This is a genomic window from Exiguobacterium sp. s39 (genome assembly GCF_018618925.1).
Lineage (GTDB): Bacteria > Bacillota > Bacilli > Exiguobacteriales > Exiguobacteriaceae > Exiguobacterium_A > Exiguobacterium_A abrahamii.
In genome coordinates this window covers 327,107-351,025 of sequence record NZ_JACSNA010000001.1, presented here as the reverse complement: position 1 = coordinate 351,025, position 23,919 = coordinate 327,107, and the positions used below count along the sequence as shown (strand labels likewise).

29 protein-coding genes are annotated in these 23,919 nt (G+C 48.2%); 3 read left to right on the top strand and 26 right to left on the bottom strand.

The annotated features are described in order from the left end of the window. Positions 1–12 precede the first annotated feature (12 nt). From resA to KNQ11_RS01805, 4 genes are all read right to left on the bottom strand, one after another. The gene (resA, locus tag KNQ11_RS01820) at positions 13–603 is read right to left on the bottom strand and encodes a thiol-disulfide oxidoreductase ResA (RefSeq protein WP_023467689.1); all 591 of its coding nucleotides are present in this window, start codon (positions 601–603) and stop codon (positions 13–15) included. Between the two features lie 126 nt (positions 604–729). Continuing rightward, on the bottom strand, positions 730–1,491 hold the full coding sequence (locus KNQ11_RS01815; RefSeq protein WP_023467688.1) for a pseudouridine synthase: 762 nt from the start codon (positions 1,489–1,491) through the stop codon (positions 730–732). Further along, on the bottom strand, positions 1,491–2,063 hold the full coding sequence (gene scpB, locus KNQ11_RS01810; protein WP_023467687.1) for an SMC-Scp complex subunit ScpB: 573 nt from the start codon (positions 2,061–2,063) through the stop codon (positions 1,491–1,493). The genes KNQ11_RS01815 and scpB overlap by 1 nt, the downstream gene beginning before the upstream one ends. Continuing rightward, positions 2,053–2,808 (bottom strand): segregation/condensation protein A, encoded by a 756-nt coding sequence (locus KNQ11_RS01805; RefSeq protein WP_023467686.1) that lies wholly within the window; start codon positions 2,806–2,808, stop codon positions 2,053–2,055. Before KNQ11_RS01805 ends, scpB begins: the two co-directional genes overlap by 11 nt. A gap of 92 nt (positions 2,809–2,900) precedes the next feature. Between KNQ11_RS01805 and KNQ11_RS01800 the strand changes: the two genes are divergently transcribed. Next, on the top strand, positions 2,901–3,365 hold the full coding sequence (locus KNQ11_RS01800) for a DUF309 domain-containing protein (RefSeq protein WP_133208018.1): 465 nt from the start codon (positions 2,901–2,903) through the stop codon (positions 3,363–3,365). 17 nt (positions 3,366–3,382) lie between these two features. Here the strand turns inward: KNQ11_RS01800 and KNQ11_RS01795 are convergent, their stop codons facing one another. The 11 genes from KNQ11_RS01795 to KNQ11_RS01745 form a co-directional block, all read right to left on the bottom strand. Next, positions 3,383–3,730: a GNAT family N-acetyltransferase gene (locus KNQ11_RS01795; RefSeq protein WP_023467684.1), complete on the bottom strand. Its 348-nt coding sequence runs from the start codon at positions 3,728–3,730 to the stop codon at positions 3,383–3,385. Positions 3,731–3,881: 151 nt separating this feature from the next. Beyond that, positions 3,882–4,409 (bottom strand): type 1 glutamine amidotransferase domain-containing protein, encoded by a 528-nt coding sequence (locus KNQ11_RS01790; RefSeq protein WP_035398198.1) that lies wholly within the window; start codon positions 4,407–4,409, stop codon positions 3,882–3,884. A gap of 97 nt (positions 4,410–4,506) precedes the next feature. Then, positions 4,507–4,944, bottom strand: coding sequence for a peptidylprolyl isomerase (locus KNQ11_RS01785; protein ID WP_149427014.1), 438 nt, complete (start codon positions 4,942–4,944; stop codon positions 4,507–4,509). Positions 4,945–5,047: 103 nt separating this feature from the next. Then, complete coding sequence (locus KNQ11_RS01780; protein ID WP_214769167.1) at positions 5,048–6,052, bottom strand: S66 family peptidase; 1,005 nt, start codon at positions 6,050–6,052, stop codon at positions 5,048–5,050. A gap of 83 nt (positions 6,053–6,135) precedes the next feature. Beyond that, entirely contained in the window at positions 6,136–6,780 is a 645-nt protein-coding gene (locus tag KNQ11_RS01775; RefSeq protein ID WP_064300236.1) for a hypothetical protein, read from the bottom strand. A 93-nt stretch (positions 6,781–6,873) separates the two neighbouring features. After that, on the bottom strand, positions 6,874–8,175 hold the full coding sequence (locus KNQ11_RS01770) for a pyrimidine-nucleoside phosphorylase (protein ID WP_055967087.1): 1,302 nt from the start codon (positions 8,173–8,175) through the stop codon (positions 6,874–6,876). Positions 8,176–8,222: 47 nt separating this feature from the next. Beyond that, positions 8,223–9,035, bottom strand: a complete 813-nt coding sequence (locus KNQ11_RS01765; protein WP_214769165.1) for a purine-nucleoside phosphorylase — start codon at positions 9,033–9,035, stop codon at positions 8,223–8,225. An 18-nt stretch (positions 9,036–9,053) separates the two neighbouring features. Continuing rightward, a complete protein-coding gene (gene deoB, locus KNQ11_RS01760; RefSeq protein ID WP_055967084.1) occupies positions 9,054–10,226 on the bottom strand; it encodes a phosphopentomutase in 1,173 nt (390 codons plus the stop codon). 118 nt (positions 10,227–10,344) lie between these two features. Then, a complete protein-coding gene (gene xerD, locus KNQ11_RS01755; protein WP_149427012.1) occupies positions 10,345–11,229 on the bottom strand; it encodes a site-specific tyrosine recombinase XerD in 885 nt (294 codons plus the stop codon). A gap of 125 nt (positions 11,230–11,354) precedes the next feature. Continuing rightward, positions 11,355–11,837, bottom strand: coding sequence for a ferric iron uptake transcriptional regulator (gene fur / locus KNQ11_RS01750; RefSeq protein WP_023467675.1), 483 nt, complete (start codon positions 11,835–11,837; stop codon positions 11,355–11,357). Between the two features lie 101 nt (positions 11,838–11,938). Continuing rightward, entirely contained in the window at positions 11,939–12,469 is a 531-nt protein-coding gene (locus tag KNQ11_RS01745; protein WP_149427011.1) for an NUDIX domain-containing protein, read from the bottom strand. A gap of 168 nt (positions 12,470–12,637) precedes the next feature. Between KNQ11_RS01745 and KNQ11_RS01740 the strand changes: the two genes are divergently transcribed. Both KNQ11_RS01740 and KNQ11_RS01735 read left to right on the top strand, forming a co-directional pair. Then, complete coding sequence (locus tag KNQ11_RS01740) at positions 12,638–13,492, top strand: aldo/keto reductase (protein WP_023467673.1); 855 nt, start codon at positions 12,638–12,640, stop codon at positions 13,490–13,492. A 67-nt stretch (positions 13,493–13,559) separates the two neighbouring features. Next, the gene (locus tag KNQ11_RS01735; protein WP_023467672.1) at positions 13,560–14,219 is read left to right on the top strand and encodes a type 1 glutamine amidotransferase domain-containing protein; all 660 of its coding nucleotides are present in this window, start codon (positions 13,560–13,562) and stop codon (positions 14,217–14,219) included. A gap of 63 nt (positions 14,220–14,282) precedes the next feature. Here the strand turns inward: KNQ11_RS01735 and KNQ11_RS01730 are convergent, their stop codons facing one another. The 11 genes from KNQ11_RS01730 to KNQ11_RS01680 all read right to left on the bottom strand — a co-directional run bounded on the left by KNQ11_RS01730 (position 14,283) and on the right by KNQ11_RS01680 (position 23,753). Next, positions 14,283–14,900: a hypothetical protein gene (locus KNQ11_RS01730; protein WP_149427010.1), complete on the bottom strand. Its 618-nt coding sequence runs from the start codon at positions 14,898–14,900 to the stop codon at positions 14,283–14,285. 80 nt (positions 14,901–14,980) lie between these two features. Next, positions 14,981–15,517, bottom strand: a complete 537-nt coding sequence (locus KNQ11_RS01725; RefSeq protein ID WP_023467670.1) for a PadR family transcriptional regulator — start codon at positions 15,515–15,517, stop codon at positions 14,981–14,983. Between the two features lie 163 nt (positions 15,518–15,680). Then, positions 15,681–16,265 carry an NUDIX hydrolase gene (locus tag KNQ11_RS01720; protein ID WP_149427009.1) on the bottom strand — a complete coding sequence of 195 codons (585 nt, stop codon included), beginning with the start codon at positions 16,263–16,265 and terminating at the stop codon, positions 15,681–15,683. After that, positions 16,262–16,843: a CDP-alcohol phosphatidyltransferase family protein gene (locus KNQ11_RS01715; protein WP_023467668.1), complete on the bottom strand. Its 582-nt coding sequence runs from the start codon at positions 16,841–16,843 to the stop codon at positions 16,262–16,264. Before KNQ11_RS01715 ends, KNQ11_RS01720 begins: the two co-directional genes overlap by 4 nt. Position 16,844: 1 nt before the next feature. Then, positions 16,845–17,732, bottom strand: coding sequence for an ABC transporter ATP-binding protein (locus KNQ11_RS01710; RefSeq protein WP_214769162.1), 888 nt, complete (start codon positions 17,730–17,732; stop codon positions 16,845–16,847). Beyond that, positions 17,704–18,453 (bottom strand): ABC transporter permease subunit, encoded by a 750-nt coding sequence (locus tag KNQ11_RS01705; protein WP_251139605.1) that lies wholly within the window; start codon positions 18,451–18,453, stop codon positions 17,704–17,706. The genes KNQ11_RS01710 and KNQ11_RS01705 overlap by 29 nt, the downstream gene beginning before the upstream one ends. Continuing rightward, positions 18,450–19,208: an ABC transporter permease family protein gene (locus KNQ11_RS01700; RefSeq protein ID WP_064300243.1), complete on the bottom strand. Its 759-nt coding sequence runs from the start codon at positions 19,206–19,208 to the stop codon at positions 18,450–18,452. Before KNQ11_RS01700 ends, KNQ11_RS01705 begins: the two co-directional genes overlap by 4 nt. Further along, positions 19,195–20,391 (bottom strand): ABC transporter substrate-binding protein, encoded by a 1,197-nt coding sequence (locus KNQ11_RS01695; protein ID WP_214769159.1) that lies wholly within the window; start codon positions 20,389–20,391, stop codon positions 19,195–19,197. The genes KNQ11_RS01700 and KNQ11_RS01695 overlap by 14 nt, the downstream gene beginning before the upstream one ends. A gap of 19 nt (positions 20,392–20,410) precedes the next feature. Further along, the gene (locus KNQ11_RS01690; protein WP_214769157.1) at positions 20,411–21,169 is read right to left on the bottom strand and encodes an SDR family NAD(P)-dependent oxidoreductase; all 759 of its coding nucleotides are present in this window, start codon (positions 21,167–21,169) and stop codon (positions 20,411–20,413) included. After that, positions 21,169–22,140, bottom strand: a complete 972-nt coding sequence (locus tag KNQ11_RS01685; RefSeq protein ID WP_214769154.1) for an MBL fold metallo-hydrolase — start codon at positions 22,138–22,140, stop codon at positions 21,169–21,171. Before KNQ11_RS01685 ends, KNQ11_RS01690 begins: the two co-directional genes overlap by 1 nt. A 173-nt stretch (positions 22,141–22,313) precedes the next feature. Further along, entirely contained in the window at positions 22,314–23,753 is a 1,440-nt protein-coding gene (locus KNQ11_RS01680) for an NADP-dependent glyceraldehyde-3-phosphate dehydrogenase (RefSeq protein WP_050678501.1), read from the bottom strand. Between the last annotated feature and the right edge of the window lie 166 nt (positions 23,754–23,919).

The window sequence follows — 23,919 nt, the reverse complement described above, 5'->3', positions numbered from 1 at the left end:
CCCTTCGATGCGTTACTCGTTCGCCTTCTTCACCATCTCTTCGAGCTTCGCTTGATCAATCTCACCTTCATATTTCTCGACGACTTCACCTTTTTTATTGATGATGAATGTCACAGGTAAGTTGTAGATCCCGTAAGCCTTCTCGACCGAACTGTTCGTATCCATGAGAATCGGATAGTCCGTTCCGCCAATATCCTTGATGAAGCTTGAGACACGAACTGGTGTTTCACCGACATTGACCGCTACGAAATTGACGCCTTGGTCTTGCATCATCTGATAGTTGTCATTGATCAATGGCATCTCTTTCTTACATGGTTCACAGAATGTTCCCCAGAAATTGAGTAAAAGTCCTTTTCCTTTATACTCGTCCATCGAGTGCTGTTTCTCACCATATAGATCGACGAGTGCGAAACCAGGGGCATCATCGCCTGCCATGACACGACCGTTTTTATCACGTGTCGCTTGATCGACGAATTGCATGATGACGACTGCTCCGGCGAACAAGACAATCGTCATGATCATCAGACGCCAGAAGGAGCGTTTCTTCTTTTTTTGCTGGGCCGCTGCTAAGCGTTCTTCCGGATTTTGTTTCGTTTTTTTCATATTTTACCGCCTCCACCCATATTGTACTTGAAATCGCTTTACCGTTGACAAAATGTGAAATTCGTTAATCGTTTTGTCACAAAAAAAGAAAACTCAACCCGGAGGATGAGCTTCTCGCTTTACAAATTAACGTTTTTTTGTGTTCTTACGTCTTTTCGTAGGTGGAGCGGCTGGATCCGCTAGCTCACGCAATTGATTGACTTCTTTTTTTGAAAGTTCACGCCACTCGCCAGAAGTAAGACCTGCCAGTGTCAAGAAACCGAACTGTTCACGTTTCAACTTCAAGACTTCCGAACCGAGTGTCTCGACCATTTGACGGACTTGACGGTTATGTCCCTCGTAGATGACCATTTCAAGAATCGCTGTATTTTTCTTCTTATCGATATCGCGCATCTCGACACGTGCTTTACCTGTCTTGAAACCATCCGGTAAGACGACACCTTTTTCAAGACCTTTGACGTGGAAGTATTCTGGTACACCTTTGATTTTGACGATGTAGCGCTTCGGTACCTTATATTTCGGGTGAAGCAAGAGGTTCGAGAATTCACCGTCATTCGTCATTAAAAGAAGACCGCTCGTATTGTAGTCGAGTCGACCGACTGGGAAGACACGGTGTCCGGGTGGTACGAGATCAACGACCGTCTTACGTCCTTTATCGTCCTCAACCGTCGAGACGACACCTGTTGGTTTATAGAGCATGTAGTAGACGTGTTCTTCCCGCTCGAGCTTCACGCCGTCTACTTCGACTTCGGCACGTGCTCCGACTTTCGTCCCAAGCTCCGTAATGACTTTTCCATTGACCTTGACGCGACCTGCTGTGATCAATTCCTCTGCTTTACGCCGCGAAGCGACACCTGCTTGTGCGATGATTTTTTGTAACCGTTCCATTAATTCACTCTCTCCTCTAATGAAGGATCATTCCGGAAGAAGAGATCTCCATCCGATTCGAACGTTTCTTCGAACTCGAGTGGCGGCAACTCTTCAATACTGTTCAGACCAAAATGGTCCAGGAAATGATCCGTCGTTTTATACAATTTTGCGCGACCGACGCCTTTAGCGCGTCCCGCCTCTTCAATCAAACCTTTTGCACTTAACGTATGGATGACACGCTCCGTCTTCACACCACGAACGACTTCGATGTCAGCACGTGTGACGGGTTGCTTGTATGCGATGATGACGAGTGTCTCCATCGCTGCTCGAGACAAGGAATCTTCTGCGAGCGAACCGGCATATGCCTGAATATATGGCGACATCTCTTTTCGTGTCACCATCTTAAAGACACCACCCGACTCCACGATTTGCAACACACGCTGCTCTGCTTCGAATGTCGTTTGAAGAGCCAGCAACTGTTCACGTGCTGCCGCTTCACTGATCTCTAGCGCTTGACTGAGACCACGCGGATCGATCCCATCGTCTCCGACGACGAATAACAGGCTCTCAATGATTTGTTCATACGCCAATCTGACTCTCCTCCTTCACCATGCTCCGCAATAGGATATCATCGGTCATCTGTTCACAATCAATGACCCGTTGCTTCACGAGCTCAAGAACAGCGAGGAAGCTGACGACTAGTTCTTCGACCGTCGGTTGCTCCGCAAAAAAACCGAAGAATGTCGTACGCTCACGGGTCGCGACGTACCGGGCAACAGACTCCATCTGTTGCTCGAGTGAACGTTCTTCCCGTTTGACCGTCTTCGAACGGCGTACCTTCCAGGCTTCCCGTTGGCGCATTTTTTCGTAAGCACGTAATAAATCACTCAGTGATAACGTACCGTTATACTCTTGTGCATCCGTGTCGAGATAACGCATCAAATCCTCTGGTTGTTTCGAGAACAGCTCAAGGCGTGCCTCTTCCTTTTCTTTCAGGACGAGTGCTGCTTCCTTGTATGCTTTATACTCGATCAACTGTTGAATCAGACCTTCTCGCGTCGGTTCTTCCTCGAAATCGGGAATCTCATCGTATTCCGTCTGTTCGATCGGCAAGAGTTGTTTGCTTTTCAGTTGCAACAGCGTCGCTGCCATGACAAGATATTCACTAGCAACATCTAGTTCAAGATGCTGCATCGCACGGATATAGGACACATATTGATCCGTCACCATGGAAACGGATATATCATAAATATCGATTTCTAATTTACCAACCAAGTGTAACAGCAAGTCCAGCGGGCCTTCAAACGCATCCATCTTTACACTGTATGATTCCATGATTCTCCCTGCCCATCAACGTTTTTTGCGCCTTAGTATACCATACAACAGATGGGTTCGACTATGTTATATTCAAAGGAAGAGGTGATTCCATGAATCCGATTGAACGATTCGTATTTGAATTCAACATTCGGCACGATTACTTCGAGTGCCATGAAATCTTAGAGGAAGTCTGGCAAGAAGGACAACGTCAGGACGAGGCGCTTGTCGGTCTGATCCAGCTGGCCGTCGCCCGCTATCATCACCGTCGCGGCAATACGACTGGGGCACAGCGGACATATGCGAAAGCATTCGATAAAATCGAACGCCACCGGGCAACACTGATTGCGTCCGGGATCGACGTCTCATATTTGCTCGATCATCGCGACCATTTTACGGATAAAGTCTATCGGCACATCCCGTTACCTGTCTTCCCGGACGTCATCCGAACCGTCGCACTTGAAGCGACAGCACCTGATCTCGACTATGTGACGCATAAACACCGTTTGCGCGATCGTACGGATGTCGTCACGGCACGACAAGAAGCGCTACAAAACCGAAGAGACCGGTCCATCTGAGCCATGGACCGGTCTTTTTATTGATTTTTCCATTTGTCGACGAGGCGTTGCGTCTCTTCGGTCGCACCCGTAATATCCGTTCGAAGAAGCTTGGCTGCTTCATCGAGTAGGAGATACGACATCCGTTCTCCACGGAACGATGGTGATAATGCGATATGTTTCAATTCAGCATGGCCATCCATTAATTGAAACCCGATGACACCGACGAAATCCTCATCTTGTTTGTACAAATACAAGCGTTGGTCTTCTTCCTGTTCATAGGCTTGAACCGTTTCAAGCAAATACTTCGGATCCTTCACTTCGCACGAAAAGGCGATCAGCCCCATCGCGGTCCGTTCATTCAACTTCTTATATTTTACTAGCATGTGATTCTACACCTTCCTAATTTCAACAACTCTCAGGAGTATGAACGACTGAGACTCATTCATTCTACACCTTCTCACACAGAATTACTGCATTTTTTTCATAATCCATGAAAATGCAGGAGACTGTCACGTGACGTCCCCTGCATCTGAATCACGCTTGTTCTTCCATCACTTGGATGAAGGCACGCATGTAGTCCGGTAGATCGGGCGGACGACGACTCGAGACGATATGTCCGTCGACGACGACGGCTTCATCATGCCAAATTGCACCCGCATTCGTCATGTCATCCTTGATTCCTGGCGTACTCGTGACGTTGACACCTTTTAAGATGCCGGCAGAGATCAGCACCCAACCAGCGTGGCAGATTTGACCGATCGGTTGTTTGTTCTGGTCAAAATGACGCACCATGTTCAGAACAGAGTCAAAACGGCGTAATAGATCGGGCGACCAACCACCTGGAACAAGAATCGCATCGTATTCTGCTGGATTGATCTCATCGAACGTCTTATTCGATTTGATTGGGACACCGTACTTCCCGATATATGTTTCATCCGCTTTCTCACCGACGATGTCGACGATTGCGCCTTCTTCACGTAAGCGATGGACTGGATACCATAATTCTAAATCCTCGAAGTCATTGCTGACGACTTGGATGATTCGTTTTCCTTCTAAACGCATGACAAACACTCCTTTTCGAGTTGAGTTCCCTTACTGATTGTACCCGGTTCTGAAAAAAGAAAAACTCCTCTTCGAACGTTCGAAGAGGAGCAAGAACTTACGCTTCGACGCGGATTTCTTTGATGCCAGCGCCTTGCTTCATTTTTTGTGCATGTTCGAGACCTGAAGTCACTTGTCCGAAGACCGTGTGTACGCCGTCGAGGTGCGGTTGTGGCTCGTGTACGATGAAGAATTGGCTTGATCCTGTGTTACGACCAGCGTGTGCCATCGAGAGTGAACCCGCCTTGTGTTTGTGTGGGTATGATGTTGACGTTTCACAAGGAATCGTTTTTCCTGAACCGCCTGTACCGTTTCCGATTGGGCATCCGCCTTGTGAGACGAAGCCTGGGATGACACGGTGGAAGTTCAATCCATCGTAGAAGTTCGAGTTCGCAAGGTTTTCGAAGTTTTCAGTCGTGATCGGTGCTTCATTGTTGAACAATTCGAATTCGATTTTATTTCCATCTTCTAATAAGATATGACCAGTTTTTTGCATGTTTGACCAACCTTTCGTGCTTTTCAGCAGGAGATTCGTCACGATTCAAGATCGTGATTCCATGGTACAGTGTACCAAATTTCAAGGCGTCGTGCAGACCTTTTTACTCGACGGCTGCCTCTAACACATCGAGTGTCACCGAATCCGTGGCTTCGACACGAATCCGCACCCCATTCGCGAGTGTCGTGACGGGATCCGTATGCCCGAAGTCCGCATCGAGAATGATCGGGAAATCATAGCCCCGCGTCGCGCGCAGAATGATGTCCTTGAGCGGGAAGTCCGGGTCAAAATCGACTTTGCGCGGGAAACGTCCGACGACGAGTGCCGCAATCTTGTCATACGCACCCATGTGTCGCAATTGCGTGAAATACCGGTCAATCGTTTCTGGTGTCTCACTTTCGTCATCCTCAAGCATCAAAACGACACCGTCAAACGATGGCAAGTATGGAGTTCCAGCAAGCAGTAAAAGTGTTCCCGTGTTCCCCGTCAGAATCGGACCTTCTGCGACACCGGTCTTAACGATTGTGTACCCTGCGTTCACTTGATGTTCTCGTCTTCGGTCGTCCGCGACATCCCAGCGTAAAACCTCATCTGTCCACTCCTCAGACGCTTCGATCCGACCGATCGGCTCCGTCTGCATGAACGTACGTTTGAACGATTCTTCTGTATACGGATCAAGACCATCGAATTGACCGAACTGCGTCAGCAGTGCGGGTCCGACGAACGTCGTCAATCCTGTCTGCTGATAGATCCCAGCAAACAGTGCCGTGATATCGCTGTAACCTACGAAGATCTTCGGATTGTTCCGGATCAATTCATAATCGAGTTCGTCGAGTAGCTGGTGTGAATTAAACCCACCGATGGTCGAGATGATTGCCTTGATTGACGGATCTGCGAACGCCATATGTAAATCTTGCAGCCGTTCCCCGATCGTTCCTGCCGTATGACTATGAACAGCCGTTGCGTTCGGCATTAAGACGACCTCGAAGCCCATTTTTTCAAGTGTTGCGATACCGCGGGCGAGACGACGCGGTACGTATGCTGCGACAGCAGACGCCGGCGAGACGATGGCAATCATATCCCCTTTTTGTAAGCGTGGTGGTTTCATGAGAGTTCCCCCTTTTTCATTACAAGTATTTCCAGTATAACAAATCGAAGAGGAACCGCGTACTCTCATTTTTTCCATCCATCTTACAGCTTCACGAAGAGCGAATCTCCGTTCTCAAGCAATTCTCCTTTTTCCGAAACATAATCGACCTTGACTGTCATATGTTGAAGAATCTTTTGTTCGCGCAACGACTTTGCCCACGCTGTGACCTGCGCTTTATCCTGTTCGTGTCGCTTGCGTGGAACGTCCACTAAGAGCGTCGGAGCGACTTCCTTCCGTAAATAAGCCTTTGAATCAAAACGCGCGTCACCTAGCTGCTGTATTTTATCGTTGTCATAAAGTACGGTCACGCTCAATTGATTGTTCAGTTGTTCGAGAGTCGGCGACGGGATCCGTCGCTCTAACCGATCTTCCCAAAGTGACGCATGATACGAGTCAACGAACCTCCCCGACTCCTCTTGTTGATAGACGAAAAACTCAGTATTCGTTTTTTCGTCTATCGCGCGTGCGGCATATTCAAATGGAAAATTGCCCATGTTGTCGTAAAGACTACCGGTCACCTTCGCTTCCGGAAGATGCTGTTCTAAGTAAGTTTTTGCTTTCCGCTGTACTTCAGTCTCTTTCGTTCCATCCGAGTTCATATCCTGTGTAAAAGCGAAAGTCATCAATAAGGCACTACCTCCGATGACTCCAATTAGACTGGCAATCCCGATTATCCAACGTTTCATATGCTCCCCTCCCATATTTTTACACTTACAATTTTATCATAAAAAAAGAGTAGCGGACGACGTCCACTACTCAAGTATTGCTGATTGGATTGCTTACTGGATAACAGCGTGAACGAGCGGGCGTTCTGCCGGTTTCGTTTCACTGATATGGTACGCGTGATCCATTTTTTCGATTGCTTGATCGAGTGTTTCTTTGTTTGAACGAAGTGTTGCGATGACATCGCCGACTTCGACACGGTCGCCGACTTTCTTGTGCAACGTAACGCTTGCTGCGTGATCGATCTCATCTGCTTTCGTCGCGCGTCCTGCACCGAGGATCATTGCTGCAACACCGACTTCGTCAGCGATGATTTCAGAGACATAACCTGCTTTTGAAGCGACGAATGTTTTTTCGTATTTCGTTTCAAGTGCTTTTGTCATGTCGTCAACGAGAGACGCGTCGCCACCTTGAGCTGCGATGAACTTTTTAAAGACGTCAAGTGCTGCTCCGTTACCGAGACGTGTTTCGAGATCCGCATATGCTTCGTCAAACGTCGGGTAGAAATCACCGAGGACTGCCATGTGTGATGCAATCGTTAAGGCGATGACTTTCAAATCACGGACATCTTTCCCTTGAAGGACTTCAATCGCTTCCTTGACTTCGTTTGCGTTTCCGATTTCAAAGCCGAGCGGCTGATCCATGTCCGTAATGACAGCAACCGTCTTACGGTTGACACTCTTACCGATCGAAACCATCTCTGTCGCAAGTGCTTTTGCATCTTCGAACGATTTCATGAAGGCACCAGAACCCGTCTTGACGTCGAGTACGATGCTGTCTGCTCCTGCTGCAATCTTCTTCGACATGATCGAACTTGCGATCAATGGGATCGAGTTGACCGTCGCCGTGACGTCACGAAGGGCGTAGAGTTTTTTGTCTGCAGGAGTTAGGTTACCCGTTTGACCGATGATTGCCATCTTAATGTCGTTGACTTGTGAGACGAACGCTTCTTCTGAAAGCTCGACGTCAAAACCAGGGAACGCTTCGAGTTTGTCGATAGTTCCACCTGTATGACCGAGTCCACGACCGCTCATCTTCGCAACCGGAATACCGATTGACGCAACGAGTGGTGCGACGATCAGACTGATCTTGTCACCAACACCGCCTGTCGAGTGTTTATCGACTTTTTTCCCGTGGATACGTGAAAGGTCGATCACGTCGCCCGAGTTGACCATCGCCATCGTCAAATCAGCGATTTCACGATCTGACATTCCTTGATAGAAAATCGCCATCGACATCGCTGACATTTGGTAATCTGGAATCTCACCATTCGTGAATCCTTCTACCATTGCTTGAATATCAGCTGTTGCGAGTTCGCCACCGTCTCGTTTTGTTGCAATCAAATCTACCATACGCATAATCTAGTTCCTCCTCAGGAGTGGTTTGTGAGTTTTATAAACAGTCGTTACATTTTTTTGATCGAACCGCGAACGAGTGATAGGAAGTGTGCCCGGACACGTTCTGTCGTTTCGATGACTTCATCATGATGTAACGGTTGGTCGAGAATACCTGCTGCCATGTTCGAGACACATGAGATCCCAAGGACTCGCATATCGGAATGACGGGCAACGATGACTTCTGGGACCGTCGACATACCGACGACGTCGCCACCGAGCATCCGTGCCATCTTGACTTCTGCTGGCGTCTCATACGTTGGACCAGTGTTTCCGAAGTAGACACCTTGACGGACACGAATTCCGAGTTCATCTGCTGTTTCCTGTGCAAGACGAAGTAATTCCGCATCATACGGCTTCGACATATCCGGGAAACGTGGTCCCATCTCATCGACGTTCTTCCCGATCAATGGGTTCGTACCGAAGAAGTTGATGTGATCTGTGATCAACATCAAATCACCTGGTTCGAACGCTTCGTTACAAGCACCCGCTGCGTTCGTGACGATCAATGTCTCAACACCGATCGCTTTCATGACACGGACTGGGAACGTGACCATGTCCATCGAGTATCCTTCGTAGAAGTGGAATCGCCCTTGCATCGCAACGACTTGTTTCCCTTCAAGAGTACCGAAGACGAGTTGTCCCGCGTGTCCTTCGACCGTTGATACTGGGAAGTTCGGGATTTCATGATATGGAATCGCGATCGGGTTTTCGATCTCATCCGCGAGGACACCCAGTCCTGAACCGAGAATCAATCCGATCTCCGGTTTTGACTGCATCTTGCTTTCTAAAAACGAACGTGTTTCATTCCAGTTGACTGTCATCTGAATCGCTCCCTCGAATTATAGTTCTGTTAAAAAGCTTGTTCCATGTGCCGGCATCTTGACGGCGAAGTTTTCTGCGACCGTCGCTCCAAGATCAGCGAACGTTTCACGGATACCGAGCGGTTTTGCAACACCATTTTTATGGTAGGCAAGCAATGGTACGTATTCCCGTGTATGGTCAGTCCCAGCATGAACCGGATCGTTTCCGTGGTCAGCCGTGATGATCAAGAGATCGTCTTCGTTTAAGCGAGCAAACACTTCCGGAAGACGCGCATCGAACTCTTCGAGTGCTTGTCCGTAGCCTTGCGGATCACGACGGTGCCCGAACAACGCATCGAAATCGACAAGGTTTAAGAAGCAAAGTCCGTTGAAATCACGATCGAGTTGTTTCACGAGCTGATCCATCCCGTCCATGTTCGACTTCGTCCGGATTGCATCCGTGACGCCTTCTCCATCGTAGATATCAGCAATCTTACCGAGCGAGATGACATCGAGTCCTGCCGTCTCGAGTTCGTTCATGACCGTCCGGTCGAATGGTTTAAGTGCATAGTCGTGACGGTTCGCTGTCCGGACCCACGCTCCTGCTTCACCAAGGAATGGACGTGCGATGATACGACCGAGCATGTACGGGTCATCCCGTGTGATATCACGTGCGTATTCACAAATCCGGTACAATTCCTCTAATGGCACGACTTCTTCGTGTGCTGCGATTTGAAGGACAGAGTCTGCCGACGTATAGACGATCAAGGCGCCTGTCTCGACATGTTCTTGTCCGAGTTCGTCGAGAATTTCCGTACCAGAAGCCGGTTTGTTCCCAATGATCTTCCGACCCGAGAACTCTTCTAGGCGATGAATCAAATCATCCGGGAATTTTTCGAAGACACGGAATGGTGTATCGATCCGGAGTCCCATGATCTCCCAATGCCCTGTCATCGTATCTTTCCCTGCAGATACTTCTTGCATTTTTCCATATGCTGCAAGCGGTGCTTCTTCAGCTGAGATACCTTCGATCGGTTCGATATGCGAGAGACCGAGTTTTGCCATGTTCGGCATGTTGAGTCCGTTGCGTTCACGCGCGATGTGACCGAGCGTATGCGAACCAAGATCTCCGAACTGTTCAGCGTCCGGTGCTTCTCCGATTCCTACGGAGTCCATGACGATCAAAAATACACGTTTAAATGATTGAGCCATTTGCTGTTCCTCCTATATACGAGCTGTAGTTGTGCGATTCCCGTTACGATTTTTCCCGGAAAGGGACTAGACAAAACGCATCATTTGTCTGAAGTCAGACCTTTAAAAGATAGAACCATCATGCCCGTGGATGATGTTTCTTATACACGTCGTGAAGTCGTGCTTTGTTAACGTGTGTATACATTTGTGTCGTCGACAAATCAGCGTGTCCTAGCATTTCTTGTACGACGCGTAAATCAGCACCATTTTCAAGTAGATGGGTCGCGAACGAATGGCGCAGGACGTGCGGTGTGATCTCTTTTTCAATACCCGCTTCCTTTGCCCGTCGCTTGATCATCTTCCAAAACCCTTGCCGTGACAAACGATCACCGCGACTGTTCAAGAAGACATCGTCCGTCTGTTGACCACCGAGACTATTGCGCGCGAGGTCAAGATATGTCCTGACACTTTCAATCGATGTCGTACTCATCGGGATGATCCGGGATTTATTCCCTTTCCCAAGACACGACAGATACCCGAGTTCGAGTTGCAAATCGTTCAACTTCAGTTGGAGCAGTTCGCTGACGCGCATGCCTGTTCCATAGAGAAGCTCAAGCATTGCTGCATCTCGTCGTGTAAGCGGATCGACACCGACGACCGAATCAAGCAAGCGTTCGACGTCCGTTTGACTCCAGACGACGGGCAACTTTTTCTCCGGTTTCGGTAAATCAAGATGACGAGACGGATCATGTGTTACCAGTCTCTCTTCGACCAAATATTGATGGAACGAACGGATCGAGCTCGTCGCCCGGCGAACCGTCGATCGTGACTTTCGTGCTTCAAGCAATCGTTCAATATGGTCGACGATATGATGTCGGTGAACCTGTTCGAACGAGGAAACTTCCGCTGTTTCAAGCGTCTGTAAGTATTGATTTAAATCATTTCGATACGCAGCTGCCGTATTCGCGGACATTTGCCGTTCAATCACTAAATAATTGATAAATGCTTCCAGTTGTTCACGCACTGAACTCATCCTCTTCGTTTACGAAATCGCTTACTTTCCCATCATATCAAAGGTGTAAACCGTTGTGAAGAGGTCTGACCTATAAAAATTGAAAAAGAAAAACCATCCGAAATTTCGTCGGACGGTCAGACTGTTTGTGTTTGCGATTGTTCCAACGCTTCCCGAGCATGACGCTCTTGGCAGACACGGCAGACGCCATGGAATGTCAGGCGATGATCCTTGATTTTAAAGTGGAATCGGGACACGATTTCTTTCTCTACTTCTTCTAGCATATCGTCTAAAATCTCTTCGACGGATCCGCATTCGATACAGACGAGATGGTGATGCGAATGACTCGCACCTTCTTGTCGTAAATCAAACCGGGATACGCCATCTCCGAAGTTGACCTTATCGACGACTTCAAGCTCCGTCAATAATTCGAGCGTCCGGTAAACCGTCGCAAGTCCGATGTCGGAGTTCTTTTCTTTTACAAGGAGAAAGACATTTTCGGCACTGAGGTGATCCGACTCGTGTTCGAGCAGGACACGCACAGTCGCTTCACGTTGGGGAGTCAGCTTATATCCTTTACCGCTTAGCTGTTTTTTGATGCGTTCTACACGACTTTCCATCATAACGCCCCCTTTGTTCGAACTGATGCTATTATCATAGCTGATAATCAGTCTTTTTTCAAATTAAAATGATTATCAACTGAAAATCATTTAAATGAGAATCATTTTAAAGTACGAATTTGCCAATGCTGGATCGCCATGATCGTTTTCGCGTCAACGATCGTTCCGTTTGCAACGAGTTCGAGTGCTTCTTCGAGCTTCAATGTCTTATTCTCAAGGAACTCATCCTCATCGAGTTGACGATCACCGGCAGTCAGACCGACTGCTTCATAAATATGTACACGCTCGCTACAGAAACCAGGCGCACCGTAAAAATCAAAGACATGTCGTAACTCTTTCGCGACGTATCCTGTTTCTTCCTTTAATTCGCGTCCGGCACAATCGAGTGGATCTTCACCCTTCTCGAGTTTTCCTGCTGGGATCTCGATTGATAGACTCTCGAACGCCTTCCGGTACTGTTCCACGACGATCAAATCACCTTGTTCATCAAAAGCAATGATCGCGACGGCACCATTATGATAGACCAATTCACGGACCGAGGTATTGCCGTTCGGTAACGTGACGACATGTTTCTCGACGTCAAAGACTTTTCCTTCATAGATCACTTCACGTTCAATCGTTTTTTCTTCCATCGGATGTGTTCCCCTCTTCTATCTTAGTTTACGTTCTCTGTCATGATTAGTATGCCGTTTCCGACGTATTGCCGCAAGACTTCGAAATCGTCTTTTTCATCAGATATGATACACTAGAATGCAGAAGTTCCAAACTTATAGTTCATCTAAGAAAAGAGGGAATTGAACATGTCATTAGGATTAGGTACGATGACGATCTTAAAGCGCGGTCAGGAAGAAGCAACAGCAATCCTGCGGACGGCACTTGATGCTGGAATCACGCACTTCGATACAGCGGACGTCTATGCGAACGGAGCGGTCGAATCCATCATCGGTCAAACCTTCTCACAAGAGGATCGCAGTCGATTGTTCCTCGCCTCAAAAGGTGGGAATCGGATGAACGCGACCGGAACCGGTTGGACATGGGATCCGAGTTATGACTATCTGAAGCAAGCTTGTCTTGAAAGTTTGAATCGTCTTGAAACACCTTATCTCGACCTGTATTACGTCCACGGCGGCACGATCGATGATGACATCGATGCGTCGATCCGCGCAATGGAAGATTTAAAAGCAGAGGGAAAGATCAAGGAATATGGTCTGTCGTCACTGCGCCCGAATGTCATCGAATATTGGCTCGAGCATAGTAATTTCTCTTACTTGATGACGCCTTATTCGTTGCTCGATCGCCGCATCGAAGAGTTGTTGCCACGCTTAAAAGAGAAAAACATCCAAGTCGTTGCCCGTGGTCCACTGGCAAAAGGACTCTTGACACATGAGAGTGCTTCACGCCTGCAGTCGGTTGATCGGTTCGAACAATTCGATAAGGAAACGCTTGAGGCGAGTCTACAAAAACTTCAAGATTTCCCGCTTCCTGCGCTTGCGTTGCAAGCCATCGATCAACAGGTCGACATCGTCCTTCCTGGTGCGTCGAGCGTGTCACAGCTTCAGGCAAACGTCCAAGCGATGAAAGAGTCGATCTCACAAGCTCAAATCGATCAGGCACTTGCTACACTACCGGTTCATCACTATACGGAACACCGGTGAGGTTTAACTCTTCATATCTCCGGGAAACTCCTTCTTTGTAACGTTCATACAGAGGAGGAGTTTTATTATGGCTCGTATTTTAATCGTATCGACAAGTGCAGATGACATGAATGGTCACAAAACAGGATTATGGTTCGAAGAGTTCGCAGCACCATACAACCTGTTTAAGGATGCAGGACATGACGTGACGGTCACTTCGATCAAAGGTGGCGACGTCCCGATCGATAAAGCATCGATCGTTAAAGAAATCTTGCCGAAATTCCAAGATGCACGCCGTGCGTTGCACGACACGAAAGCACTCTCGGAGGTCGATCCAGCATCATTTGATGCCGTTTACTTCCCAGGTGGTCACGGTGCAGTCGTCGACTTCCCGAATAACCCACAAGTGGCTGGTGCCATTGAAGCTGTCATCAAAAAAGATGGCGTCGTCGCATCGGTCTGTCACGGTCCAGCAGCGTTCGCACACGTCATGATCGATGGCAAACCTTTCGTTTCAGGTCGTCAAATCAACGGCTTCACAGACGAAGAAGAAAAATCGACAGGTCTCGAAGATAAAGTACCATTCTTGCTTGAGACGACACTTCGTGGCGAAGGCGCTACTTTCCTCACATCGGATGCCGGTAAGGAATTCGCCGTCATCGATGGCAACGTCGTCACAGGACAAAACCCAGCGTCAAGTGAAGCAGTCGCAAAACTAGTCCTCGCGAAACTGGCGACACAAGCGTAATAGATAGTATTCACAAAAAATGGAGCGCGCGACATCATGTCGCGTGCTCCATTTTTTCATACGTTATAGACGGTGAATTGAATCCAATCGTTCGAGGTCAGCTTCTGTCTCACGTGTTTTTTGTTCGAGTCGCTTTAACTCGTCCTCGAGTTGTTGCTGTTGGGCTTGCAATGCAGATCGTTCTTCCTCCGTATAGGAACGTGCTACTTCTTTTTCTTTGAGGTACCACCATTTTTTGACTTTTTTAGGTGGCGGTCCGAGTTCAATCTGTTGCTCGTGTTGTTTGACCTCATCTATTTGTTCAGCATGCGCCAATTGAAGCTGCTTCAATTCCGCCTCATAAGTAGCTTGTCTAGCTTCAAGAATTGGTGTGAGGTACGCGAGGATATGCGCAGTAAAGTCTCGCTCGACGACCCGTCGTAACACATCTCGCCGAAGGGAAGCTTCCGAATGACCTGAGGCATTCTCCCAAACGATTGAATCCGCTCGTTCTAGAATCTCCTCTTCTTCTGCTTCTCCGAGCCAACGTAATTTCAGCAATAATGGTTCAAGGAGTGCTTCTTCTACATACGCCGTAAATTGCGAATACGAGATCGCTTCTCGTATCAGCGGTTCTTCATGTAAGCGAAATAATGCTTCCGCCTCTTCCTCAATCCAGTCTTCATAGTCATTAAAGTACATCGATTCTCTCCTTACTAAATCCTATTACAAAATAAAACTGGCTCGAATCCGCCATCTACATGACAGTCGAGCCAATTTTGTTAGACGTTTGCTTCGTTCTTTTTGATTTCCGCGATTGCCCAGTCACACCAATCCAAGTAATTCAACATCATACGCAAGCCGTACTCACTCGTCAAGGTCTCCCCTAGTGTTGCACCGTTCTCGAGGTGGTCGTGACGCCAACTATGCATCATCTCGACGGCAAATTGATGGTGCCGCTTCGACTCTTCCAAATAAGCAACGGCTTCCTCTGGTGGGAGCAGATGCAAGAGCGACACCCGCATCAAGTTCTCATCCTTCATCTTCGGTTTGAATTCATTTGGTGTCCGTAACCATTCAACGAGCTCCGTACGCCCTTTATCGGTAATCGAATAGACTTTCTTGTCCGGTAAGTCTTCTTGGACGATATGGACACTCGTCACGAGCTCTGCCTCTTCCATTTTCAACAACTCTCGGTATATTTGAGTATGATGTGCGGTCCAGAAGTGGATCATCTGTTTTTTGAAAGTCGCGCTTAAATCGTAACCGGTCGCTTCCCCTTGGGTCAGCAGCCCGAGTAGTGCAAATCGTAATGCCACTGGCTGCACCTTCTTTCCTTCTTTTGTATATATACTTAATTATCTCAAATATATCTTAATTTCGCTACTCTTGCGTCGAACGAATGTACGATTAAAAAAAAGACCTGCGAGCGAAATCACATTCGATCGTAGGTCTTCATGCGTTATTGCTTTTCCATTCGTTCTATTTACGTAATTGCTCGATTCCCTGTCGGACATGTCTCCAGTAAGAAGAAGGATGCGGAACGAATTGACGACGATCGAACCACTCGCCTGTCGTGTCCTGAATACGCTCGATGGACATGTCAGCGATTCGCTCAAACTGCTCGATCGAAAAAGCAATCAATCGCTTCACTTCTGTTTCCTGGAGGACGTATGCGTCTATCGCTTGATCACTTCGAGCAAGAAAGACATGGCATCGCTCACAGTCCCATAGTGACGCATCCCGAAACTCCTCTTCCTGGATGCCAAGCGGTATCAATTGATCAAACGTACATGTCAAACCAATCTCTTCCTCGAGTTCCCGGACACCATCCTCGACTGTCTCATCCGCAAGCAAGTGACCCGCTGCCGTGATATCAAGCATTCCTGGAAAATCCTTCTTTTGTTCAGACCGTTGCTGGAGCAACACGACGTCCCGCTTTGGATCATAGACGAAACAATGAAACGTTTCATGCCATAAGCCGTTTGCGTGGACTTCCGATCGTGGACGAGGTCCGAGCAGGTTGCCCGCTCGATCCACGGTCATGATCATCTCTTGTTCACTCATCGCAACACCTTCGAAGCTTGATGGAATCGCTCCCCGACCGTATAGAGTTCAGCAATCAAAAAGACAATTGCGATCCAAATGATGGCGCTTGGGAACAGGATCATCGCTGTTAGGAATAAGAACCCTTCCGTCCGCTCGACCAGTCCCGGTTGATATTGAAACGACTTGTAGCCGTAATTTTCACTGACCGCTCCGATTGCAAGGAACATCGTCATCCCAATTACGAATGATGCGACGAGCAACAGAATAACGACCTGCGTTTCCGGAAACCGAAGCGCAAGACCAATCAATACTGACAGCTCGACGATCCGGTCGAGAACAAGGTCAAGAATCGTGCCGATTGGAGTCGTCTTTTCTTTTCGTGCCATCGTTCCATCGATGACATCAAGCATGCCCGAGATCCACAACAAGACAATCGCCGTTCCCATCATGTCGTTATAGACGAAAAAGCCCGTCGCACCACCGATGATGCCGGAGATGATCGTCACCTGTGTCGCCGATAATCCAATTTTCTTAAATAAGGTCGCCCCTTGATCAAATAGGGGTTGAACGATTTTACGCGCACGCGTATCTAACATGTCACCCCTCCTTTCTAACGATATAGCCTTCTTTCTCATGAATCGTCTCGTCTGAAGAGAGCACGAGTCGTTCTCCGGATACTCGTTCTACTTCGTAGAAACGAACACCGTATTGAATGAGTTCTTTCGTAATCGTAACACGTTCATCCGACTCCTTCGTCGGTCTTGAGACCAAGTTGACTGCCGTCAACGGGTGCCATGTTTCTTCAATCTGAATGCCTTCCCCAAAAAACGGGCTGGTCTGGCTAAGCGTAATCGGCGTGCCATGATCGACGATTCGCCCCTGTTCTAAGACATAGACGATATCCGCCATCGCCATTGCCTCTTCCCGATCGTGTGTGACAAGGAGTGTCGTGACACCTTGTTCCTCGGTCAACTTCCGAATCAATGTCCGTAGTTCCCGTCGTCTCGGTACATCTAGACTCGAGAATGGTTCATCGAGCAACAAGAAGTCCGGTTGACTTGCCAGCGCACGAGCTAAACTCGCCCGCTGCTGTTCGCCCCCTGACAATTCGTGAACAGCACTTTTTCCTCTTCCCTCGAGTCCGACGCGATGTAACCAGGATTCGAGCTCGATCGGTGTTAATTGTTTGGCGCCGAGACGGATGTTCTGTTCGACGTTCAAATGTGGGAACAACAGCGACCGTTGAAACATCATCGTCACACCTCGCTGATTTGGTGAAAGGACAGTCACATCTCGGTCGCCGAACTGAATCACTCCACTCGTCACACGTTCGAGACCTGCAATCAGGCGGAGAAGCGTCGTTTTCCCACTACCACTCGGTCCGACTAAAGCCACACATTGTCCAGATGCGATATTTAAATCGATATCAGACAATACATGCTTCGTTCCAAATCGTTTATTGACTTGTTGTATCGTGACTTCCATTTAAACGCCTCCGTACGATTCGTATCCAACTAGAAAAAATAACGGCTTGTCCAGCATAAAAGAGAATGGGCAACCCGATCAACCACAGCGTCGCTAGACGCGCCGCCCCTTGCGAATTACCAGAATACGCCGGGAATACTTCGAGTGATATCATGCGGACGATCCCACCACCAATCAACGCAACTAGTGCATACTGACTGATCGTGATCACCGTGACGAGTAGCGTCACGGATTGTAACGTCGACCGAAGCATCGGTCCCGTCAAATAGAACCAACGCTTGAACCGGTTCCCCTCAATCAAGACCATCTGTTCAAGCATCCGTTCTCCGAGCGCCTGAAATCCGTTCGTGTACAAGCGAACTGTATACGGCAAGGTCGGCAGAAGCAACACGAGCAGGACACCGAAAAATCGATCTGCCAAACCAAGACGGATCCATGTCAAATAGAGACCGAATGATAGCAATAACACGGGAACGAACAGCGGCAAACTAATCAAGAACTCTGCTATACGAATCCGTTTCCCCGTTTGAAAGGCAATCGCTTTTCCTGCTATGTACCCGAAGAGATGATTTAACAATACGACGGCACAAATCATCGCGACGGTCGTACCGAGCGTCGCTTCTAGGCGCGGATTCCAACTCCACTCTCCTGGAATCAAACCGATTAAAGGAACGATGAACAGGAGTACAACGAATACGATCACACTGATTTTTTTCATCATTCGCTTCGCCCCCTACTGATCTTCGTTGCCAGTGGGCGTGTCAAACCAGTCATAAGCAATAGCAGGAGGAAGAGTCCTCCCGTCAAGACGACACTCATTGCAAAAGCGAGTGGTTGCTCCGATAAATCGCCTTGTGTATACAAATCGAATGCATAGACGCCAAGTAATTTTGGATAGGTCACGCCGAGCAGTGCTGGAATCTCATATGCGAACAGGATGAAGGCAAGCAAGATAAATGCTGCCTCAAGCATCGGAACGAGCAGGAAAACACCCCGCGCATGCCAGAATCGGCGCACTGGTGATAAACCGAGCATCATACCGAGTTCTTGATAACGCGAATCAAGGCGCCGGACCACCGGTAAGAGATAAAAAAACACGAACGGAATTTCTTTATACAGATACGTCAAGATGACACTAAAATAATTCCCTTCATGCGGTCCGATGACAGGCACATCACTCAAATAGAGAATCGCGAGGTATGCTGCTCCTAGATGAGGGATGAATAAAGGAATCGCAAGTAACGCAGCTAGTCTTGTTCTGCTCAAGAGCCTTGCGAGCACCACACCAATGATCAGCGCGAGCACCGTACTGACGATGGCCACGTAACTGCTGACGGCTAGACTCTCTAAAAAGACCTCATCCGTCAGTAGCTCGCGGTAATCAGCAGATGTCGTCATCGAGATACTGACCCATAACCCGTATAAGACCATGCCTGCCATCAAGAGTGCAGCAGGATACGCGTTACCGCGCCACACGAGACGGCCATTCCTTACGGATCATCTCGAAAATGGATGGGTCGAGTTCCGTCCGGACCTTTCCTTCAAAGACGCTTGGCTTTGGTGTCGACGGTGCAGCCGGTACATCAGCGAATTGCTTTTGTTCTGATGAATCAAGTGTCGATAAATCAAGACTCGTTCCGTCTCCCCAATACGTCGCATCGTATTTTTTCAACTGTGCTTCTGGTGATAACAACGTATTGATCGCTACGAGTGCGCCCTTCGGATTCGGTGCGTTGAACGGTACAGAAAGGAAATGCGTTGACGCGATTGATCCATCCTTCAAGACGATCGGACGTGTTTGTTTCGGAAACGTTCCTGACGTTACTTCTTGTTCAGCCCGTCGTTCGTTGAAGCCCATCGTGAAATCAACGTCTCCCTTCGCGTATAACTGATCGAGTTGGGCAAGTGTCTTTGGATAGGTCTTCCCTTTTTTCCAGAGATACGGTTTGATTTCGTTCAAATAAGCCCATGTCTTCTTGAAGTCTGCTTTCGGGTCTTTTAAGGTTTCATTTGATTCGACACCATACATGACGTGGCGGACGAAGGCATTCCCCGTAAAGTCCGTCACTTCCGGATAAGTGAAACGTCCTGGATTTTCCTTGACCCATGACTTCAGTGCTTTCAAGTCGGTCGGTGGCGACTTCACGTCAGCTGCGTCATAGTGCAACGTATATTGAACTTTCCCCCATGCGGCTTCAAGTCCGTCTGTTTTCGTACCACTATCTGAACTCTGTGCGGCAGCATCGACATACTTCATGTTCGGGAGGACTTTTGTGATTTCTCCATACAGTAAATCATCTTTTTTAGCATTTAAAAAATTATCGCCATTGATCCAGACGACATCGATGACACCTTTTTCCTTACCTGCCTGTTTCTCAGCACGCAGTTTTTGAATGATATCCGCCGTCTCGATCGGGACCCGTTCTAACGTGATGTTGTGTTCCTTCTTCAGACGCGGTGCTACGTATTCATCGATGTAGGCATTGATGCCGTCATCGCCGCCCCACATATACATCCGAACCGTTGACTTTTCCGCTTCTTTTTCGATCGTCTGATAAGAAGTCCCTAAGACATTCTTCGGTTCCGGTGTCGCATCCGGTGTTCCACAGCCTGCGAGCAGCGTACCTAGGGCAAGAAAGCTGATTACCTTTGTTTTCATTTGTCGTTCTCCTCCGTCATCACTTTTTATCGAAGCCCGGTTTTCCTAACCACTCGATCAACCGTGGCATCACGCCGTACCCTTTTGCCGATAGCTCCATCCACCATGGTGCATTGACTTCACGTTTACGCCGCTCTATTGCTCGGACGACAGTCGAAGCTAGTCGTTCTTTCGATACGACGATAGAAGCGACATTTTGCTCATACTTCCGGTCGACATCCGCACGGACAAAAAATTCTGTCGCGATCGGTCCTGGATTGACCGTCATGACGTGGATGCCTTTTGGACGTAACTCCAGACGTAACGCGTTCGAAAACTGCAACATCGCTGCTTTCGTCATGCAATAGATCGTTGATTTCGGTGTCGGCAACTTCCCCGCCTGACTGGCCACGTTGACGATCATGCCACCTTCTTTGAGTAATGGCAGACATGCCTTCGTTAAGCGAACGGGACTTAAGACGTTGATCCGGTGCATCGACTCAATCGTTTCAATCGAGGTATCGTCTAAGAAGCTGAATTCCCCGAAACCTGCGTTATTAATCAAAATATCAATCCGTCCATAACGATTTGCGAGTGTTTTTGCAAGAATTTCAGGCGCCTTTTCCAAATCGTAGACCAGGTAGTCTGCCTGGAGTTCAGATGCTAACGTTTGTAATCGATCCTCGCGTCGTGCAATTAAAATCAAGTTTGCGCCTTCTTTATGCAGAGTGCGCGCCAGTGCTTCCCCGAGTCCACTTGAAGCACCCGTGATGACAATCGTCCGGTTGATGAGCTGCATTAGACTTCCTCCGCTTTTGAATAGTAGAGGATACCTGATCGTTTCTCGACCGTGATCGCACCGCGGGCGACGAGTGTATCGAGACGTGCTTTCATCTCACTCATGACAAGAGGGAATGATTTTTTTAATCGGTTTCCATACGTCACTTGTGCTAATTCGAATAACGTATGTTCTCCCGTAAAATACTTCAAGAGCTGATCACCACGTGCTTTGCGTTGCATCAATCGTTCTTCGACGAGTACCGCAACATCTCGAATCGGAGCACCATGTCCAGTGTAGGCGATTCGAATCTGCTCACTTTGTAATTTTTCTAAGGAGTCAAGATACGCAAGAACAGGACGTTTTACGAGCACATCATCACCTGGTTGCGGTTGTTCGAGCAATGGATTCGGCTCGACCCGGTCGAGCAGGTGATCGGCCGCGAACAATACACCATCGTCACTTAGAATTCCGATTTGGTCACTTGCATGCCCCGGTAGTTCGATGACACGGTATCGCCCAGACGGCGTAATCGCGTCGCCTTCTTTTAATGTGAAATCAAGTTGACCTTTTCCAAGCCATTTCAAGGCAGATTGATAGCTTGGTAACATCTCTTGAATCGCTACCGGAACGCCAAACGATGTCGCCAATCGACGCAAGAATGCGTCCCCGTTGTTCAAGAAAATCTCGTCCTGTTCCAAGTATGGGCTTAATCGCGCATGTCCATAGACGGGAATGCCTTTTTCTGAAAAGCGATGCGCCATTCCGGCGTGATCCGCATGGTGATGTGTCACGATGACACGATCTAAATCCTCGACCTGAAGTTCATGTCGTGCAAGCGTCCGTTGCATCGTTTGCCATGCTTCAAGCGTATCCGGTCCACAATCAATGAGGATGTTTTCCCCTTCCGTTCGTAGTACATAGCAGTTCACGTCTCCAACCGGAAATGGTGTCGGAATCGGAATCGGGATGATTTCGTCTGATACAGTCATACCTACACGCCTCTTTTCTCTCGTCCATTTTCTTTCATTATAGAGAGAATGAAGCTATAGCGCCAAACTTTGTGCGTCAAAGGGTGACATTTGTTTTCTAGCTTACGTTAAAGCGCGAGAAATGGATGCACAAAAAACCGACCTTTCCGCAGATTGAAAGGTCGGTCAGAAACTTATTTTAAGTTGAGGACTGTTAATTTGTCGCGTGTCATCGAAGCTAAGCTACGTCCGACGCCTTGAACGCCGAGACCCGATGATTTCACACCGATGAATGGGAAGTGGTCAGGACCACGTTCCGTCCGACCATTGATTTGAACAGAACCTGTTTCAAGCGCATCCGCTACTGCAAACGCAGCATCGATATTCTCTGTGAAGACACTTGCTTGAAGACCGTATTCTGATTCGTTTGAGTATGCAATCATTTCGTCGACTGAGTTGACACGGATGATTGGAAGAACTGGTCCGAACGGCTCTTCCCAAGCAACGCGCATGTCGCGTGTCACGTTGTCAAGAAGTGTTGGTTCGATCAAGTTCGCCGTACGTCCGCCACCTGAGACGAGCGTTGCGCCTTTGTCTGTTGCGTCCGTGATCAAGCCTTCGACGAAGTCCGCTGATTTCGTGTCGATGAGCGGCACGACGACACTGTCTTGTTCAGGTGAACCGACTGTCAATTTCGCGATTCGTGTCTTGAGTTCTTCAATGAGTGCATCCGCTTGATGATCAAGAACGAAAACGCGTTTGATTGCTGTACAACGTTGACCTGAGTAAGAGAACGCCCCACTGATGATATGGTCTGCCGCAAGTGACAGATTCGCATCTTCAAGAACGAGCGCTGGGTCTTTTCCACCAAGTTCAAGGACAAGTGGAATCATTGCCGATTGACGCGACAAATGTTGTCCTGTGCCTGTACCACCAGTAAATGTGATCATGTTGATACCCGGGTGAGCCGTCAAGTAATCACCGATGACCGATCCACGACCTGTGACGATGTTGACGAGTCCAGCCGGAAGACCTGCTGCGACAAGTGCCTCGACCATCAAGATACCGCTGATCGAACCTTGTGTTGCCGGTTTGAAGACGACGGCGTTTCCTGTCATGAGGGCAGGTGCAAGTTTTGCTGCTGCCAAGTTGACTGGGTAGTTGAACGGTGAAATCGCAAGGACAACGCCGAGTGGTGCTTTTTTGATGACCGCGATTTTTTTCGCGCTACCACCAGGGAACGAATCCCCTTGCATCATCTGACCGTCGAAACGGAGACCTTCTTCCGCTGTGTAGCGAATGATTTCAGCTGTCCGTTTGACCTCTTTGACGCCATCTGCACGTCCTTTACCGACTTCGCGCATAATGACTTCACCGATTTCGTCCGCACGTTTTTCGAGTTCCGTTGCCCAAGCGTGAAGCAATTCAGCCCGTTTGTTCGCTGGTTGTTTTGCCCACTCTGCTTGTGCCGCTTTCGCTGAAGCGATGGCACGATCGACTTCCGGTTTTGTCATCGCTTGGACGCGACCGACAAGATCCTCTTTATATGGTGAAGAGATTTCAATCGTCTCTTTTGATTCACTTTCATGCCATTGTCCATCTAGTAAAAATGTGTAGGTTGTTGCTGTAGTCATTCCACTCTACCTCCATTTATTTTTATCTCTCTCATTTCAGTGTGTGGCTGCATAGCTTATTGTAATCAATTGGTCTGACAAATGCCAAACTTTTTGCTTAACATATTATGAAAGCGATTACAACAATTTTTTTGTCAATTCAGAACTAGAATTTTTAGCGTAGCAT